Annotated in this window: 18 protein-coding genes; 9 read left to right on the plus strand and 9 right to left on the minus strand. The window is 72.1% G+C overall.

Annotation, left to right across the window (positions count from 1 at the left end):
• Positions 1-2: 2 nt before the first annotated feature.
• Positions 3-509 (minus strand): SMI1/KNR4 family protein, encoded by a 507-nt coding sequence (locus IMZ35_RS04520; RefSeq protein WP_199439527.1) that lies wholly within the window; start codon positions 507-509, stop codon positions 3-5.
• Between the two features lie 231 nt (positions 510-740).
• On the opposite strand from IMZ35_RS04520, the gene IMZ35_RS04525 reads away from it, so the two are divergent.
• Both IMZ35_RS04525 and IMZ35_RS04530 read left to right on the plus strand, forming a co-directional pair.
• Positions 741-1,064, plus strand: coding sequence for a hypothetical protein (locus IMZ35_RS04525; protein ID WP_199439528.1), 324 nt, complete (start codon positions 741-743; stop codon positions 1,062-1,064).
• Positions 1,061-2,272 carry a C40 family peptidase gene (locus IMZ35_RS04530; RefSeq protein WP_307867753.1) on the plus strand — a complete coding sequence of 404 codons (1,212 nt, stop codon included), beginning with the start codon at positions 1,061-1,063 and terminating at the stop codon, positions 2,270-2,272. The genes IMZ35_RS04525 and IMZ35_RS04530 overlap by 4 nt, the downstream gene beginning before the upstream one ends.
• Here the strand turns inward: IMZ35_RS04530 and IMZ35_RS04535 are convergent, their stop codons facing one another.
• Entirely contained in the window at positions 2,273-2,602 is a 330-nt protein-coding gene (locus IMZ35_RS04535; RefSeq protein WP_199439529.1) for a YnfA family protein, read from the minus strand.
• A 54-nt stretch (positions 2,603-2,656) separates the two neighbouring features.
• Between IMZ35_RS04535 and IMZ35_RS04540 the strand changes: the two genes are divergently transcribed.
• From IMZ35_RS04540 to IMZ35_RS04550, 3 genes are all read left to right on the plus strand, one after another.
• Positions 2,657-3,037, plus strand: a complete 381-nt coding sequence (locus IMZ35_RS04540; RefSeq protein ID WP_307867754.1) for a hypothetical protein — start codon at positions 2,657-2,659, stop codon at positions 3,035-3,037.
• Positions 3,034-3,567, plus strand: a complete 534-nt coding sequence (locus tag IMZ35_RS04545) for a hypothetical protein (protein WP_199439530.1) — start codon at positions 3,034-3,036, stop codon at positions 3,565-3,567. The genes IMZ35_RS04540 and IMZ35_RS04545 overlap by 4 nt, the downstream gene beginning before the upstream one ends.
• Positions 3,568-3,653: 86 nt before the next feature.
• Complete coding sequence (locus tag IMZ35_RS04550) at positions 3,654-4,883, plus strand: SatS C-terminal domain-containing protein (RefSeq protein WP_199439531.1); 1,230 nt, start codon at positions 3,654-3,656, stop codon at positions 4,881-4,883.
• 60 nt (positions 4,884-4,943) lie between these two features.
• Here the strand turns inward: IMZ35_RS04550 and IMZ35_RS04555 are convergent, their stop codons facing one another.
• Entirely contained in the window at positions 4,944-6,032 is a 1,089-nt protein-coding gene (locus tag IMZ35_RS04555; protein ID WP_199439532.1) for an adenosine deaminase, read from the minus strand.
• Between the two features lie 416 nt (positions 6,033-6,448).
• Here IMZ35_RS04555 and IMZ35_RS04560 point away from each other — a divergent pair, with 416 nt between their 5' ends.
• Positions 6,449-7,609, plus strand: a complete 1,161-nt coding sequence (locus IMZ35_RS04560) for an apolipoprotein A1/A4/E family protein (RefSeq protein ID WP_199439677.1) — start codon at positions 6,449-6,451, stop codon at positions 7,607-7,609.
• Between the two features lie 69 nt (positions 7,610-7,678).
• Here IMZ35_RS04560 and IMZ35_RS04565 read toward each other — a convergent pair whose 3' ends face one another.
• The 6 genes from IMZ35_RS04565 to IMZ35_RS04590 form a co-directional block, all read right to left on the minus strand.
• Positions 7,679-8,959: a thymidine phosphorylase gene (locus IMZ35_RS04565; RefSeq protein WP_199439533.1), complete on the minus strand. Its 1,281-nt coding sequence runs from the start codon at positions 8,957-8,959 to the stop codon at positions 7,679-7,681.
• Complete coding sequence (locus IMZ35_RS04570) at positions 8,956-9,354, minus strand: cytidine deaminase (RefSeq protein ID WP_199439534.1); 399 nt, start codon at positions 9,352-9,354, stop codon at positions 8,956-8,958. Before IMZ35_RS04570 ends, IMZ35_RS04565 begins: the two co-directional genes overlap by 4 nt.
• 2 nt (positions 9,355-9,356) lie before the next feature.
• Entirely contained in the window at positions 9,357-10,631 is a 1,275-nt protein-coding gene (locus IMZ35_RS04575; RefSeq protein WP_199439535.1) for an ABC transporter permease, read from the minus strand.
• Positions 10,628-11,710: an ABC transporter permease gene (locus tag IMZ35_RS04580; protein WP_199439536.1), complete on the minus strand. Its 1,083-nt coding sequence runs from the start codon at positions 11,708-11,710 to the stop codon at positions 10,628-10,630. The genes IMZ35_RS04575 and IMZ35_RS04580 overlap by 4 nt, the downstream gene beginning before the upstream one ends.
• Complete coding sequence (locus tag IMZ35_RS04585) at positions 11,710-13,350, minus strand: ABC transporter ATP-binding protein (protein WP_199439537.1); 1,641 nt, start codon at positions 13,348-13,350, stop codon at positions 11,710-11,712. Before IMZ35_RS04585 ends, IMZ35_RS04580 begins: the two co-directional genes overlap by 1 nt.
• A gap of 79 nt (positions 13,351-13,429) precedes the next feature.
• Positions 13,430-14,566, minus strand: coding sequence for a BMP family lipoprotein (locus IMZ35_RS04590; protein WP_199439678.1), 1,137 nt, complete (start codon positions 14,564-14,566; stop codon positions 13,430-13,432).
• Between the two features lie 381 nt (positions 14,567-14,947).
• Here IMZ35_RS04590 and IMZ35_RS04595 point away from each other — a divergent pair, with 381 nt between their 5' ends.
• From IMZ35_RS04595 to IMZ35_RS04605, 3 genes are all read left to right on the plus strand, one after another.
• Complete coding sequence (locus IMZ35_RS04595) at positions 14,948-15,451, plus strand: YbaB/EbfC family nucleoid-associated protein (protein WP_199439538.1); 504 nt, start codon at positions 14,948-14,950, stop codon at positions 15,449-15,451.
• Between the two features lie 43 nt (positions 15,452-15,494).
• On the plus strand, positions 15,495-16,523 hold the full coding sequence (locus IMZ35_RS04600) for a hypothetical protein (RefSeq protein WP_199439539.1): 1,029 nt from the start codon (positions 15,495-15,497) through the stop codon (positions 16,521-16,523).
• Positions 16,524-16,555: 32 nt separating this feature from the next.
• Positions 16,556-16,804 (plus strand): hypothetical protein (locus IMZ35_RS04605; protein WP_199439540.1); only part of this gene is annotated, 249 nt, incomplete at its 3' end.

Consider the following 16,804-nt stretch of genomic DNA (forward strand, 5'->3'; position numbering starts at 1 on the left):
GATCAGGCCGGACGCCAGTCCAGCCGCCCCTCCGCGGTGACGGCGGGCACGCAGTGCCCGACCGGGCTGCCGTTCTCCAGCGACGTCGCCACCTGGTCCAGCATCTCGTCGATGCTCGTCCACTCGGGCTTGTCCATCTCGCGCCGCTCGCGGTCCCACTCCACGACGCAGCCGTGCAGGACCCCCGGCCGCAGGTCGACCGCCAGCGCGTCCCCGCAGCCGTCGAACGCGAACGGCAGCCACAGCGGGTGGAAGCCCGTCGTGGGCGCCCCGGCCGACGAGTCGAGCTGCCCGGTCCCGGTGGGCCAGAAGCGGCGCTTCAGCTCCCAGGACTGCAACGCCGCGACCGGACCCAGCGGCGTGTAGAACGGCGGCAGGACCTCCGCGAACGCCAGGTGCTCCGTGCCGCCGTACACCGTCCACCAGTCGCGCAGGTCCCCCGGCGGGGTCAGCCCGGTCTTCTGCGCCAGCGTCTGCACCGCGGTCTGCCCGGTCGGGCGTCTCAGCACCGCCCCCGTCGCGGGTGCGTGTTGCGTCAACCACCTGACGACCCGGTCCCAGTGCTCAACGACGCCCACGCCCACATGATCGAGTGCCCGGAGCGGACGAGGTACCGCTCATCGGGCAGGATCGTCCGAACCGGAGCGGAACCACCTGCTCGGACCATCTGAATGGTGGAAGATCGCCCGGAGCGGAACGGGGAGGCTCGGGCGACCGTCCGAGTTCGGGGAGGAACGACCATGGGTGGAAGCGGATTCGGCGTCGACACCGCGGTGCTCAGCACCTACGGCTCGACGGCAGCCGGACTGGCGGGGGAGGTCGGCGAGGTGGGCACCAGCACGCTGTCCGGGGTGGACGCGCTCGGCGCGCAGGCGTTCAGCGCGCTCGGCGCTGAGGTCGGCCTGACCGCGGCGTTCCAGCGCGCGGCACGCGCCCAGCTGGCCGGGGTGGCCGCCGCGGCGAGCGGCCTCGCCGGACTCGGCGGTGCCGTGACGAGCGCGGGCGCCGACTACACGGCGCGCGACGAGAGCAGCCGGGACGCCCTGCGGCGGTCCCGCGCGTGAGCGGCGACGTCGGCGGCTTCCTCGGCGCGCTCGTGCGCCCGATGCGCGAGCACCTGGCCGAACTGGACGGTGACACGGGTGGCGCGACGACCGCGGCCGACGCGTTCGGCCGGGCGGGCGGGGCGCTGACCGAGATCGCCGGGCGGCACACCACCGCGGCCGGGACGGCCCTGGACACCTGGTACGGCGACCGGTCGGCCGCGTTCGGGTCGAGGGTGGGCACGTTCTCCGGCGCGGTGACGACGCTGGCCGCCAACTGCACGACGGCGCAGGACGTGGCCGCGTCCGCCGTCGCGGCCGTGCGGGCCGGGCGCACGGCGATCGAGAACCTGATCGACGAGTTCGTGGCCTGGGCCGAGCCGGTCCTGGCCGCCGCGCTGGGCGTGTCGCTGATCAGCGGGCCCGGCGCGGCGCTGATCGCGGCGGCGAGCGCGAGCGCCGAGGCCGACGAGTACTCCGGCAGGACCGCGGCCGAGGTGCAGCGGGTGCGCGAGGAGCTGACCGCGCTGGTGGCCCGGCTCGACGGGATGCCCGCGGTGGACACGGCGGCGCTGGCCGCGCTCGGCGAGCCGCTGGGCGCGGCGTCGTCCGGCGACCTGGCGACGTCCGGCACGACCACCCCGTCGCAGGGCAGGGGTTCCGCCGAGGGCACGAGCGGCGGCACCGGCTCGGGCAGCGGCTCCGGCGACAGCGGCTCGGGCGGCGGAGGTGGCGGTGGCGGCGGTGGCGGCGGAGGTGGCGGCGGCGGTTCGGGCGGCGGCGGCGGCGCCTCCGGTCCCCGGTTGCCGGTCGCGATCCCGCCGCAGCCGGGCGAGGGCGTCGGTGTGAACCTGCCGGACGGCAGCTCGGCCGAGGCGCCGAACGAGACCGCGGCGCAGGCCGTGCGCAACGCGCTGTCCGCGCTCGGCACCCCCTACGTGTGGGGCGCGGCCAACCCGCCCTCCGGCACGGACTGCAGCGGGCTCACCTCGTGGGCCTACGCCGGTGCCGGCTTCGACGTGCCGCGCCCGGCCTCGTCCCAGGCGATGGGCGCGTCCGTGCCGCCGGGCCAGCTTCTGCCGGGCGACCTGGTGGTGTGGGACGGGCACGTGGCGATGGTCGTCGGCAACGGGCAGATGGTCGAGGCCGGTGATCCCGTGCAGGTCAATCCGGTCAGGACGGACAACGTCGGCATGGGGTTCATGGGCTTCTACCGGCCCACCGGCTGATCAGCGCGGGGCGAGGGCGATCAGGCCGACACCGGCCAGGCACACCAGCGCGCCGGTCACGTCCCAGCGGTCGGGGCGGAACCCGTCGACCACCACGGCCCAGCAGAGCGACCCGGCGACGAACACCCCGCCGTACGCGGCGAGGACGCGGCCGAAGTTCGGGTCGGGCTGGAGCGTCGCGACGAAGCCGTACAGGCCGAGCGCGACGACCCCGGCCACGGCCCACGGCCAGCCGCGGTGCTCGCGCACGCCCTGCCAGACCAGCCAGGCGCCGCCGATCTCCAGCAGAGCGGCGAGCAGGAGGAGCAGCGTCCAGCGCAGTGCGAGCACGGGGCCAACGTAACCGTGCGGTCTGCGGCAGACTGTCACCGGAGGGGGTGCCGGGTGAGCGAGTTGGACGACGACATCCGCCGCGCGGGCGAACGCGTGGCCGACACCGAGCGCAGGGTGTCCGAGCAGATCGCGCGCACCGGGCCGGTGCTCGGCCGGGCGTCCTCTCCGGACGGCGCCGTCTCCGTGGTCACCGCGCCGGGCGCGGCGCCGCAGCGCGTGCTGCTGAGCCGGGAGGCGCTGAGCCGGGGACCCGACGCGCTGGCGGCGGAGATCGTGCGCGTCGCCGGGCTGGCGGCGCGGGACGCGAGCGCGCGGATGCACCGCTCGCTGGAGCGCGTGGTCGACCCGGAGCACCTGGCCCGGCTGGGCTTCCCGCCGGGCGATCCGCGCGACGACGAGCCGCACGGCTCGTTCCTGCGGGGTCCGCGATGAGCGAGCAGGAGCGCGTCGAGCAGCGCCGCCGGGCGACGGCCGGGCTGAGCGAGGCGCTGGCCGCGACCACCGGCACGGCCGAGCACCAGACCGGGCTCGCGGTGGCGACGACGACCGCCACCGGCGTGCTCACCGCGCTGCGCCTGCACCCGGCGGCGCTCGCGCGGGGACCGGAGGCCGTGGGCCGCATCGTGGAGGAGACCGCGCGCCGGGCGACGGAGTTCGCCGTGCAGCGCGCCTACAACACGATCGCCAAGACGCTCGGCGACGGCGTGACGCTCGCCGTGGAGAACCTGGTGGGCTCCACCCCGGCGCGCGCGGCGGGCTGGGACACGGTCCGCACGGTCCTGCCCGACGGCAGCCCGTTCACCCCTCCCCCACCGGCCGAACCGCCGGCTGAGGTGGCGCCGCCCCCGCAGCCGGCCCCGCAGCAGCGGCCCGAGCCCGTGCGGCGCAGGCCCGCTCCGCCGCCCGACGACGACGAGGACGCGTTCTTCGCCGATCCCTTCCGGGCGCAGAAGTACCGGTGATCGCCCCGGACCGGTGAACCCGTAGGCTTTCCCCGCGCTGCGCGCCACGCGCCGCGCACCAGTGCACGGCGTGACCGGGAGGTCAGATGGCGCAGGACATCGTCCCGATCGAGCTCGGGCTGACGCAGGGTGACGTGGTCACGCTGTGGGCTCCTCGCTGGCGGGAAGAGGGCGAGGAGTGGGAGGCGTTCCTCGGGCACGAGGACGACCTCTACGTCTTCCCGGACGCCGCGGTGCTGGCCGCGTTCGTGCGCAAGGCCGAGGAGCACGACCTCGCCGACCACCCGGCGTGGCACGTCGTGCCCGGCCTGTCGGTGGCCGACCTGTCCCCGGACGACAACCACCAGTTCGACCTGGTGGGCGTGCCCGAGCTGGTGGCGGACGAGCCCGACACCTGGGTGATCGGCGAGCTGGCCGACGTGATCGCGATCGTGCGGTCCCTGGCCGACGTGTGCGACCTGGAGAAGGTGCACGAGGTCCTCGACTCCGCGGCGGGCTTCGCGCTGCTGCCGCAGGGGACGCTGCCGTTCACCGGCCGCGAGGGCGTGGCCCTGTGGACCGAGCTGGCCGAGGTCGTCGCCGAGAAGTGGGACGAGGTGCTCGACGCGATCGACGGCGTCGTGGCCACCCCCGAGGTCGACGCGAAGGAGCTGGAGACCGCTTCCGAGGAGCTGGCCGTGCTCCAGGACGCCGTCGCCGCCGAGGACGACCTCGACGACGAGGACGTGGACGAGGACGACGAGACCGAGCAGGCGGCGGCCCCCACCGGCTTCTGGGCCGAGGCCGGCATCGACCCCATCAAGATCATCACGACCGAGGGCGACCACTACACGCTGCGCTGCTACCTGGACGACAAGCCGATCTTCCTGGGCTCCAGGGGCAAGATCGACGCGTTCAGCTCGCCGCGCGCGCTGGCCCGCTTCCTCGTCGACGCCGAGGAGAACAACGACCTCGCGGACGTGTCGACCTGGCAGGACGTCGTCGTGCGGGCCACCGGCGGCGACCTGGAGATCGACGTGGACGAGGACAACGTCTACGTCCTCACCGGCCTGGCCGACGACATCCACGACGGCCCGGACGCGGTCGACCCCCACCAGCTCGAACTGGCGGTGGAACTGCTGGAGGACGCGGCGGACTGGGCCGACGACGACAGCGTGCGCGAAGCGCTGAGCACGTCGGAGAGCCTGGGCTGGCTGGTCTCGTTCGTGCTCCGCCCCGACCCGACCCGCCTGGCCCCGAGCGCGCCCTACGAGGCCGAGGTCCAGAAGTGGCGCGATCTGGTCGCCGCCTTCGAGGACCGCTTGAAGACCCACTAGCCCCACCACGCGAGCGGCCCGGGACCACCTGGTCCCGGGCCGTCGTCGCGCGTGGAGCGTTCAGGACATCAGTGCCGCGTACCCCGGCTTGACCAGGGTGTTGATGATCTCCAGGCGCTCGTCGAAGCCCAGGAACGCCGACTTCATCGCGTTCACGGTGAACCACTGGAGGTCCGCCCAGTCGTAGCCGAAGGTCTCCACCAGCGCGGTGAACTCGCTGGACATCGAGCACTGGCTCATCAGGCGGTTGTCGGTGTTGATCGTGACCCGGAACCGCAGCGCGGCGAGCAGGCCGATCGGGTGCTCGGCCAGCGACGGCGCCGCCCCGGTCTGGAGGTTCGACGTCGGACACATCTCCAGCGGGATGCGCCGGTCGCGCACGTAGCTCGCGAGCCGTCCGAGACGCACGGAGCCGTCCTCGGCCACCGTGATGTCGTCGACGATCCGCACGCCGTGCCCGAGCCGCTCGGCGCCGCAGTGCTGGATGGCCTCCCAGATCGACGGGAGTCCGAACGCCTCACCGGCGTGGATCGTGAAGTGCGCGTTCTGCTGGCGCAGGTACTCGAAGGTGTCCAGGCCCCTCGTGGGGGGGAAACCGGCCTCGGGGCCCGCGATGTCGAAGCCGACGACGCCCGCGTCGCGGTAGCGGACCGCGAGTTCGGCGATGCGCAGCCAGCCCTCGTTCTGCCGCATCGCGCACAGCAGCGTGCCGACGCGGACGACGCGCCCGGTCTCCGCGACGCGCCGCTCGCCCAGCCGGAAGCCCTCCTGCACGGCCTCGACGATCTGCTCCGGGGAGAGCCCGCGCGCGGTGAACAGCTCGGGGGCGTAGCGGATCTCGGCGTAGACGACGCCGTCGTCGGCCAGGTCCTGCACGGCCTCCGCGGCGACGCGCACCAGGGCGGCCTCGTCCTGCATGACGCCGCACGTGTGGGCGAAGCCCTCCAGGTAGCGGACCAGCGAGCCCGAGTCGGCGTTGTCGCGGAACCAGTCGCCGAGTTCCACCGCGTCGGTGGTCGGCAGTCCCGCGTACCCGGACGCCTCTGCCAGGTCGATCACCGTCTGTGGACGGAGACCACCGTCGAGGTGGTCGTGCAGCAGCACCTTGGGCGCGCTGCGGATGGCCTCCGGTGCAATCGGGGTGGACATGCGCCCACGCTATACCTGGCGACACGCCGTTCCCCGGTCTCTCCGGACGATCACGAGTGGCTGTGCATCGACACGCGCGGCAGCACTCGTCCCCGGAACCACTCCGGCGTGTGCACACCTACTCGTTGTCCAGTCGTGATAAGCAACTTTGCGCGACCGAGATCACGTCTTGAGTCACTCACTCGGAGGATGATCTCGTGCAACAGGTGCGCACTGCTCCGCATTCGTCGTGGTGACCGCCCGCACCGTGCAACCCGAACGGAGCAGTGACGCGCCCTCGCGCGGCGGTGTGCGGTGGGGGGAGGTTCTGCTGCCGACCCCGACGTGGCTAGGCTCCCCCGAAGTCTCCCCCTCCCCAGGACGAAGGCCCAGCCGTGAACGAGAGCATCAACCCAGCAGCGCCGTCCTTCGACCGGATGCGCAACATGCTGACGCGCGCCGCCGAGATCCGTGAGAGCGAACAGCAGCAGATCTTCGACGCACTGGACGAGATCCACGCTCGGATGTCCCCGCTCGAGTCGCTGGGGTCCGTTCGCAAGCGCCTGTCCGAGCTGCCCGACCGCAACGAGGTCGCGGTGCTCGCGGAGCGGCTGGACGAGGCTCTCGCCAAGCTGGAGGCCCAGGACGCCTCCGTGCAGGGGATCAGCCGGGCCGTCGACAGCATCGTCGACAAGCTCGCCACGCCGTTCGCCCAGCTCGACGGCCGTCTCGACGGCGTCGCCGGGCGCTTCGAGGGCGTCGCCGGTCGCATGGACGGCCTGGAGGACAAGCTCGCCCACATCCACAAGCGCATCGACGACCTCGACCAGCACCTGGACAAGCAGGACGGCAAGGTCGAGCAGCTCCCCGGCGCCGTCACCGGCCCGCTGCGCGAGCGCATCGAGGCCCTGGAGGCCTCGCTGCGCGGCCGTCTCGACGAGGTGGACGAGGGCGTGCACGAGCACCTCGACGGCACCCGCGAGGCGCTGCACAAGTCGGTCGAGGACTCGGCGCTCGCACTGCACGGGCGCCTGGACGAGACCCGCGACAACCTCAACTCCACCCGCGAGTCCCTCAGCTCCTCGCTGTCGGACACCCGCGTGGCCGTCGGCGGCAAGCTGGACGAGGCCCGCGAGGCGCTGCACGCGGCGCTGGAGGAGACCCGCGACCAGGTCGACGCGACCGACCGCCTGGAGGCGCTCGCGCAGCGCCTGGAGCAGGTCACCTCGCGCCTGGACACGATGACGACCCGCCTGGACACCGTGGAGGACGACTTCACGGCTCGCCTCGGCGAGCTGACCGGCGTGGTGGAGAAGGGCCTGACCAAGGTCGAGGGCACCGTCTCCGCCCGTCCCGACTCGGACTCGCTGGCGTCGATGGTGCGCCGCAGCAACCAGGAGTCGGAGCAGCGCATCGGCGGCCAGCTGGACGAGGCCATGGCCACGTTCGCCGAGCTGATCCTCGGTGGCGGCTCGTCGACCCCGCCCCCGCCGCCCACCGCGCTGCCCCGCCCGCAGCGCCGCACGCGCAAGAACGGCCCGAAGTCCGCGGACAACCGCACCGTGGACGACGACGAACTGGCCGCCGAGGGCGCCTGATCCCCCACGAGAACGGCGGCGCGGCTCCTCGCGAGCCGTGCCGCCGTTCTGCGTTCGTCGAGCGGCGGCTCAGCCGCGGAGCGTGTCGAGCACGAGGACGCGCGACCGCGGCGGCTCGTCGCCGACCGCGTAGCCGCCCTCCAGCGCCTCCAGGGCGCCCGGCACCGCGTCGGGGGTGTCGGTGCGCAGCTCCAGCAGGGGCTGACCGGCCTGGACCCGCTCGCCCGGCTTGGCCAGGCACAGCACGCCCGCGCCCGCCTGCACCGGGTCCTCCTTGCGGGCGCGTCCGGCGCCCAGCCGCCACGCGGCGACCCCGACGGCGTAGGCGTCCAGCGAGGTGAGCACCCCGTCGGCCGGGGCCGGCACGACGTGCCGGTGCGCTGCCACGGGCAGCGGGGCCTCCGGGTCGCCGCCCTGCGCGCGGATCATCCTGGCCCACGTCTCGTAGGCCTCGCCGGAGGCCAGCACGGCCGCCGGATCGGCCGAGATCCCGGCCAGCGACAGCATCTCGGCCGCCAGCGCCACCGTCAGCTCCACGACGTCGGCCGGACCGCCGCCGCGCAGCACGTCGACGGACTCGGCGACCTCCACAGCGTTGCCCACGGCACGCCCCAGCGGCACCGACATGTCCGTCAGCAGCGCGCTGGTCCGCACGCCGTGCTCCACGCCGATCGACACCAGCGCCTCGGCGAGCCGCCGCGCGTCCGGCAGCGACTTCATGAACGCGCCCGAGCCGACCTTCACGTCCAGCACCAGCGACTCGGCGCCCTCGGCGATCTTCTTGCTCATGATCGAGCTGGCGATCAGCGGCACCGACTCGACGGTGCCGGTGACGTCGCGCAGCGCGTAGAGCTTCCGGTCGGCCGGGGCCAGGCCCTCGGTCGCCGCGCACACCACCGCGCCGACCTCGCCGAGCTGGGCGGTGATCTCGGCGGTGGTCAGCCGGGCACGCCAGCCGGGGACGGACTCCAGCTTGTCGAGCGTGCCGCCGGTGTGACCGAGCCCGCGCCCGGACAGCTGCGGCACGGCGGCGCCGCAGGCGGCCACCAGCGGGGCCAGCGGCAGGGTGATCTTGTCGCCGACGCCGCCGGTGGAGTGCTTGTCCACGGTCGGGCGGTCCACGTGCAGGTCCAGCCGCTCGCCGGAGAGCACCATCGCCCGCGTCCAGCGCGCGGTCTCGGCGGCGTCCATCCCGTTGAGGAAGATCGCCATCGCGAGCGCGGACATCTGCTCGTCGGCGACGGTCCCGCGGGTGTAGGCGTCGATCACCCAGTCGATCTGGGCGTCGGTGAGCCGCTGCCCGTCGCGCTTGGCCCTGATGACGTCCACGGCCGAGAAGTGCGTGCTCACGGCAGGTCCTCCGGTCCGAACGCGTCGGGCAGCACCCGCGACATGGGCACCACGCCGCGCGGCGTGTCCACGAGGCAGTCGCCGCCGCCCAGCTCGAAGAGCAGCTGGCGGCAACGTCCGCACGGCATGAGCAGCTCGCCGGTACCGCTGCGGCACGCGACGGCGACGAAGCGCCCGCCGCCGGTCAGCCGCAGCTGACCGGCCATCGTGCACTCGGCGCACAGCCCCACGCCGTAGGCGGCGTTCTCCACGTTGCAGCCGACGACGATCCGGCCGTCGTCGCACAGGGCGGCCGAGCCGACCCGCAACCCCGAGTAGGGGCAGTACGCGTCCTGCGCGGCGAGCACCGCCCGCTGCCTCAGCTCGTCCCAGTCCACGTCGACGGGAGTCGTCACGGTCAGTCCCCCTGCCCTCGGCGGTAGATCACGCCGTCGGCCGCCGGCGCGCGCAGCCGCTGCGAGGCGACGGCGAGCACGACCAGCGTCACCAGGTGCGGCGCGTAGGCGGTCAGCTCGCTGGGCAGCTCGTCCAGGCTGAAGTAGACGAAGTACAGGATCGCGGCGCCCACGATCGCGAAGGCCGCCGAGAACCACTTCTTGCGGACGAGCTGGACCACGACGATCACGGCCAGCAGGAGCACCGCGCCGTAGAACAGGGCCAGGACGGTCTTGCCGCCGCTGCGCAGCTGGAGGCCGTCGACGTAGCCGAACAGCGCCGCGCCGCCCAGCAGGCCGCCGGGCCGCCAGTTGCCGAAGATCATCGCGGCGAGGCCGATGTAGCCGCGACCGCCGGTCTGGCCCTCCAGGTAGCCGGGCTGGCCGGGGTTGAGGACCAGCGCCGCGCCGCCGATGCCGGCGAGCGCGCCCGAGATGATCACGGCCGTGTACTTGTAGAGGTAGACGTTGACGCCGAGCGACTCCGCCGCCACCGGGTTCTCGCCGCACGAGCGCAGCCGCAGGCCGAAGCGCGTGCGCCACAGCACGAGGAACGTGGCGGGCACGAGCACGATCGCGATCATCGTCAGCGGGGAGACGCCGGTGGTGATGCCGCGCAGGATTCCGGCGACGTCGGAGATGCCGACGCGCTGCTGCGCCTCCAGGTCACCGAGCCAGTCGGACAGCCCGGCCGCCGAGTAGGTGTCGAACTTCGGCACCGCCGGCGACTCGCGCGGGTTGTTCGACAGCGGGTAGAAGATCAGCGTCGACAGGTACTTGGTCAGACCGGCGCCGAGCAGGTTGATCGCCACGCCGGAGACGATGTGGTTCACGCCGAACGTGACGGTCGCGATGGCGTGCAGCAGGCCGCCCAGCGCGCCGAACACGGCGGCGGACACGAGCGCGGCCCACGGGCCCCACTGGTACCCGGCCCACGCCGCGCCCCACGTGCCCATGATCATCATGCCTTCGAGGCCGATGTTGACCACGCCGGCGCGCTCGGCCCACAGGCCGCCGAGACCGGCGAGCAGGATCGGCAGGGCCAGCCGCAGCGCGGTCTGCCAGGTGCCGGTGGACGTGAGCTGCGGGAACCCCGTCAGGTACGACGTCGTGGACAGGAGCACGATCGCCCCGGCCACGCCGATCATCGCGGTGGACCAGCCCGGCAGCTTCCGCTTGCGCTTGGCGGGCGGCACCGTCAGCGGCGCGGTGGAGGGGTTGGTGGAGGTGGTGCTCACGCTGCGCCTCCCACGGGCTCGGCGGTGCCGGTCTGGCGACCGACCCTGCGCTGCTCGGCAGCGAGCTCGACCCGGCGGACCACCTCGTAGGCGACCACGACGGACAGCACGATCGCACCCTGCATGATCGTCACGATCTCCCTCGGCACTCCCACGTTGTCCAGCGCGAGTCCCGACTTGTCCAGGAACGCCCACAGCAGCGCGCCGAGCGCGATGCCGCCGGGGTGGTTGCGGCCCAGCAGCGCGATGGCGATGCCGGAGAAGCCGATGCCACCGGGGAAGTTCAGGTTGTAGGTGTGGTCACGGCCCAGGATCTCGGGCATGGCCACCAGACCGGCGATGGCGCCGGAGAGCAGCATCGCGATCAGCACCATCTTCTTGGCGCTGATGCCACCGGCCGCGGCGGCCGTCGAGGACTCGCCGGAGGCGCGCAGCTCGAAGCCGAACCGGGTCCGGTTCATCATGATCCAGTAGCCGACGCCGAGCAGCGCGGCCAGCAGGACCAGGCCGAACACCGTGCCGCTGCTGCCGAACGAGATGCCGGGCACCCAGCCGGTCGACGGGATCTCGGGAGTGCGGATGTTGTTGCCGCGCAGCTCGCCGAACACGTCGGCGCGGATCAGGTAGGCCGCGAGCCCCAGCGCGATGCCGTTCATCATGATCGTCGAGATGACCTCGTTGACGCCGCGGGTCACCTTGAGGATCGCGGGCACCGCGGCCCACAGCGCACCGGCCACGGCCGCGACCACGAGGATCGCCAGCGCGTGGAGGCCGGGCGGCAGGGTCACGGAGCCGCCGAAGACGGCCGCGGTCACGGCGGCCACCCGGTACTGGCCCTCGACGCCGATGTTGAACAGGTTCATCTGGAACCCGATCGCCACCGCGAGCGCCGCGATGTAGTAGATGCCGGTGCTGTTGACGACGTCGACGAGCGTCGTGCCCTCGCCGACCTGCGTCAGCATGGCGCCGAACGCCGTGAGCGGGTTCGCGCCGGAGATGACCAGCGCGATCCCGCACAGGAGTGCGGAGAACACGATCGCCAGCGCTGGCGGCAGCAGCTTGCCGCGCAGGGTTCCCATCAGTGCTCGTCCTCCTCGCCCGCGGCGACCTCGTCGTCCGCCGGGGTCGTGCGTCCCTCCGCGGTGGCACCCGCGGCGCCCGCGCCGGTCATGGCGCTGCCCAGGTCCTCGGGGGTGACGGTGCTCGGGTCGGCGTCCGCGACCAGCCGGCCGCGGAACATGACCCTGATGTTGTCGGACAGGCCGATCAGCTCGTCCAGGTCGGCCGAGATCAGCAGGACGGCCAGGCCGCGCGCGCGGGCCCGCTTGATCTCGTCCCAGATGAGGGCCTGCGCGCCGACGTCCACACCGCGCGTGGGGTGGGACGCGATGAGCAGCACCGGCTTCCCGGACAGCTCGCGGCCCACGACCAGCTTCTGCTGGTTGCCGCCCGACAGCGCGGCGGCCGGCACGTCGATGCCGGGCGTGCGGACGTCGAACTCCTCGACGATGCGCGCCGTGTCGGCCTTCGCGCCGTCCAGGTCGAGCCACGCGCCCTTCGACGCGGGCCTGCGCGTCTGGTGCCCCAGGATGCGGTTGAACCACAGCGGCTGGCTGAGCAGCAGGCCGTGGCGGTGGCGGTCCTCGGGGACGTAGCCGATGCCCGCTTCGCGGCGGGCCAGCGTGCCGAGCTTCGTGACGTCGCGCTCGGTGCCGTCGGCGCCGCTGAGCAGCACCCGCCCGCGTCCGGCGCGTCGCATCCCCATGATCGTCTCGACCAGCTCGGTCTGGCCGTTGCCCTCGACACCGGCGATGCCGACGACCTCACCGGCGCGGACCACGAGGTCGATGCGGTCGAGCACCGGCCGGTCACCGGCCTCCGCGTACAGCGCGACGTCGTCCAGTCGCAGCACCGTGCGGTCGGTGACGGTCGACTCCCTGGTCTCCGGGCTGGGCAGCTCGCTGCCGACCATCATCTCCGCGAGCTGGCGGCTGCTGACGGTCTTCGGGTCGGCCGTGCCGACCGTGGTGCCGCGGCGGATGATCGTGACCGAGTCGGCGATGGCGCGGACCTCGTCGAGCTTGTGGGAGATGAACAGGAAGGTGAAGCCCCGCTCCTGCATCCCGCGCAGGGTCGTGAACAGCTCCTCGACCTCCTGCGGCACGAGCACCGCGGTCGGCTCGTCGAGGATGATGACGCGCGCGCCGCGGTAGAGGACCTTGAGGATCTCCACGCGCTGCCGGTCGGCGACGCCCAAGCGCTCGACCAGCACCGACGGGTCGACCGCGAGGCCGGTGGCCTCGGCCAGCTCCTGGATGCGCCTGCGCGCCCTCCCGCCGATGCCGTGCAGCGACTCGGCGCCGAGCACGACGTTCTCCTGCACGGTCAGGTTGTCGGCGAGCATGAAGTGCTGGTGGACCATCCCGATCCCGGCCCTGATCGCGTCGGCCGGTGTGCGGAAGCGGTGCTGCTCACCCGCGACGGAGATGGTGCCCTCGTCGGGCTGCTGCATCCCGTAGAGGATCTTCATCAGCGTGGACTTGCCGGCGCCGTTCTCACCGCACAGGGCGTGCACTTCGCCGGTCCGGACGCTCAGGTGGACGTCGCTGTTGGCGACCACACCGGGGAAGCGCTTGGTGATTCCCGCCAGCTCGACGGCCGGTGGACCGTCCGGCCCACGGGTGGCCGCCGGAGCACCGGCGGAGGTGGAACTGCTCATCGTGGAGGCTCCCTGTAGTACGCGCTGAGCCCTGCGAGTGTCTCCTCGCAGGGCCCAGCGCGCTGGCAGAGCGGGTCGGTCAGGGGGTGGCCGAGACCGTGATCTCGCCGGAGATGATCTGGGCCTTGTAGCCCTCCAGCACGGTCTTCAGCTTGTCGTCGATCTTGCCACCGGAGGTGGAGTAGCCGACGCCGTCCACCTTCAGGTCGAAGACGGCGGGCAGGCTGGAGAGGTTGTTCGCGGCGACGGCCTCGATGTAGTCGAACACCGCGACGTCGACGCGCTTGAGCATGGAGGAGACGATGACGTCCTTCTCGTTGGACACCGTCTCCTGGTTGTACTGGTCGGAGTCGACGCCGATGGCCTTCACGTCGGCCTCCTTGGCCGCCGAGAAGACGCCCTTGCCGGACGCGCCGGCCGCGTGGTAGAGCACGTCGGCGCCGCTGTCGATCTGGCCCTTCGCGGCCTCCTGGCCCTTCGCGGGGTCCTGGAAGCCGGAGAAGTCACCGGCGGGCGTGAGGTACTTGTCCTCGATCTGGATCTCCGGGGCCGCCTTCTTCGCGCCCTGGTCGAAGCCCGCCTGGAACTTGCCGATCAGCGGGGTCTCGACGCCGCCGATGAAGCCGACGTGGCAGCTCTTGCTCTGGTAGGCGGCGATGACACCGGCCAGGAACGAGCCCTGCTCCTCGGCGAAGACCAGCGGGGTCACGTTGGGCGCACCCTCGACGGTCGCGTCGACGATGCCGAACTTCGTGTCGGGGAACTCCGGCGCGATGACCTTGAAGGACTCGGCGTAGGCGAACCCGACACCGATGATCGGGCTGAAGCCCTCGCCCGCGAGCTGGCGCAGACGGGTCTGCTTGGCGTCCTCGGCCTCGTTGGGGGCCGCGGTGAGCTCCTTGACGTTCTCCTTCTTCACGCCGAGCTCGGCGACGGCCTTGTCCAGGCCCGCGGCGGCGGAGTCGTTGAAGGAGGCGTCCCCGCGACCGCCGATGTCGTAGGCGAGCCCGACCTTCAGCGCGCTGCCGTCCACCTTCGCGGAGGCATCGTCGCTGCTGGACGTGGCGGGGGCGGCGGGCGGAGCCGCGGCCAGGGTGCAGCCATCACCGGCGGTGTTGCCCGACCCGGCGTTGCTGGAACCGCCGGTGTCCTTGGCGCACGCTGCCATCGACAGAACGCTGGTCAGCGCGATCGCTGACACCGCGATGCCACGCATTCGACGACGCACGGCTCGTCTCCTCCCTGCTCACGTGGAGCAGCACCTGCCCGACCTCGCCGTCGGGGTTTCCGAGTGACGGACCGTACCCCCTGGTAATGACGCGCAAGGGTCGTAGAGCCCGCCGTGACCTAATCGTTGGTGCGAACGGGTCACACCGCCACTCGACGTGACCCGTCGATCTCGGGGAGTGGCCTTTGAACCGCCCGGCGCTCCCGCACGTCTTCACAGGTGGGAGGCCAAGACCAACGGCGGGGTCTTGGCCTCCCTCCACGTCTGCCCGTTCGTCCTCGCTCCACCGTTGGAGGGGCGTTGGCACGGCGTTGGTGTTGTTTGATGGACTGAGGGTTGCACCAGTGGAACCAGTGATCAGGAGGACCCGTGGTCGACCCCGCCGTGGATCCCCACAAGTGGCTCGAAGACTACGAGTCGCAGCTCGCCGAGCTGCAGAAGAAGAACGAGACGCTCCAGAAGGACCTCGCCGAGGCGAACGTCACCCTCGCCAGCAGCGACGGTTCCGTGACGGTCAGCGTCGGCCCCAACGGTGGCCTGACGGACCTCAAGCTCAGCACGAAGGCCGTCGACCTCGGCTCGGCGAAGCTCACCGCCCTGATCCTGCAGACCATGCGCAAGGCCCAGCACCAGGTGTCCCAGAAGGTCGTGGCAGCCTTCACCCCGATGGGTGAAGGCAAGGAGACGATGGAGATGCTCATGGACTCCGTCGCGCCCGACCCGGACCTGGAGCTGGAAGAGGAGATCGAGGACCCCTACGCGATCGAGGACGAGGACCCCGAGATCGTGCGCAAGCGCCGCGCCCAGACGGTCGCGGCGGCACGGCGGTCGCGCGCCGCCGCACCGGACGACGAGGACGAGGAGCCGTGGTGACCACCCGCCACTCCGCCGTCCAGGACAGGAAGCGAGCACAGCGATGACCGCGCCACAGGAAGCTCCGATCGCCGACAGCCCGGCGGGCTTCGAGCCGATCACCGAGGACAACCAGCTCGCGGGCTCCGGCTTCATCGAGGCGTTCGGCGAGCTGGCCTCGATGGACGCCTCGGACGCGCTGGGCGTGGCCTTCAACGTCATCGGCGCCGCGTCGGCCGCCGTGATGTTCGCCGTCGACCCGCTGGGATCGCTCTTCGCCGCGGGCGTCGGCTGGTTGATGGAGCACGTCAGCTTCTTGCGCGACGCCCTCAACCAGCTCATGGGCGACCCGGACGCGATCCAGGCGAACCAGAAGGAGGGCACGGACCTCGCCGTGGAGATGCGGCAGCTCGCCGAGGACCACCGCAAGGCCATGGTCAACCCCGAGGGCTGGAACGGCGAGTCCGCCGAGGCGTTCTCCGCCCGCATGGAGATGATGGGCGAGGAGCTGGACATGCTCGCCGCCTCCGTGGAGACCAAGGCGAAGATCATCGCCATGGGCGGCACGGTGGTGATCGTCCTGCGCGACATCGTCCGCGACCTCATCGCCCAGCTCATCGGTTCGCTGATCGCCTACGCGCTGATCGCGCTCGCCATGATGGTCCCGACCTTCGGCGCGTCCATCCCCGCGTTCATCACCGCCGCCACCGCCAAGGCCATCACGCTGGGCGTGAACATCGCCTCCCGCATCGCCCGGATGCTCAAGGGCCTGGCGAAGATGATGGGTCGCACCGACGACATCGACCTCGCCACCAAGCGGATCGGCAAGGGCTGGGAGGGCTTCGAGGGCGTCGCCGACGCGGGCGAGATCTCCTACGAGGTCTACAAGGCCCAGCGCGACGTCGAGGACAAGACCAACGAGGTCAAGGGCCAGGACGGCGCGAAGTACGACCCGAACCGCCTCGACCAGGCGCGCGACAAGGACGCGAACTTCGACATCAAGGACGACGGTTTCAAGGACGTCTACCTCGGCGGCTTCGGCGAGGACAAGCCCCAGACCGGCGGCGGCGACAAGCCGAACGTGCACGTCTGATCCAGCACCACCCCCTGCGGAGTTAGCAACAGATGCCCCCCAAGTCACACGGACCGACATCACCGTCGCCGTCTCCCGGTTCCGGGACCGGCGGCGGTGGTGGTGATCCGTACGGCCTGGGCAACTCTCCGCAGGGGTACAGCTACGACGCGGGTGAGGCGCGCGCCCGCAAGGCCGGTGATCTGGAGGCGCGGTTCGCGGCTCTGTCGCAGCGGGCGAAGACTCCGACCGATCTGGGTGGTTTCGGTCCGCTGGGTGCGGGTGCGATGGGCGGGAAGATC

It is taken from the genome of Umezawaea beigongshangensis (genome assembly GCF_016464305.1).
Lineage (GTDB): Bacteria > Actinomycetota > Actinomycetes > Mycobacteriales > Pseudonocardiaceae > Umezawaea_A > Umezawaea_A beigongshangensis.

Excerpts from the sequence above, each read along its gene's own strand:
- IMZ35_RS04525 (WP_199439528.1), top strand. The coding sequence starts at position 741 with ATGGGTGGAAGCGGATTCGGCGTCGACACCGCGGTGCTCAGCACCTAC.
- IMZ35_RS04545 (WP_199439530.1), top strand. The coding sequence starts at position 3,034 with ATGAGCGAGCAGGAGCGCGTCGAGCAGCGCCGCCGGGCGACGGCCGGG.
- IMZ35_RS04550 (WP_199439531.1), top strand. The coding sequence starts at position 3,654 with ATGGCGCAGGACATCGTCCCGATCGAGCTCGGGCTGACGCAGGGTGAC.
- IMZ35_RS04555 (WP_199439532.1), bottom strand. The coding sequence starts at position 6,032 with ATGTCCACCCCGATTGCACCGGAGGCCATCCGCAGCGCGCCCAAGGTG.
- IMZ35_RS04560 (WP_199439677.1), top strand. The coding sequence starts at position 6,449 with ATGCGCAACATGCTGACGCGCGCCGCCGAGATCCGTGAGAGCGAACAG.
- IMZ35_RS04580 (WP_199439536.1), bottom strand. The coding sequence starts at position 11,710 with ATGGGAACCCTGCGCGGCAAGCTGCTGCCGCCAGCGCTGGCGATCGTG.
- IMZ35_RS04585 (WP_199439537.1), bottom strand. The coding sequence starts at position 13,350 with ATGAGCAGTTCCACCTCCGCCGGTGCTCCGGCGGCCACCCGTGGGCCG.
- IMZ35_RS04590 (WP_199439678.1), bottom strand. The coding sequence starts at position 14,566 with ATGCGTGGCATCGCGGTGTCAGCGATCGCGCTGACCAGCGTTCTGTCG.
- IMZ35_RS04600 (WP_199439539.1), top strand. The coding sequence starts at position 15,495 with ATGACCGCGCCACAGGAAGCTCCGATCGCCGACAGCCCGGCGGGCTTC.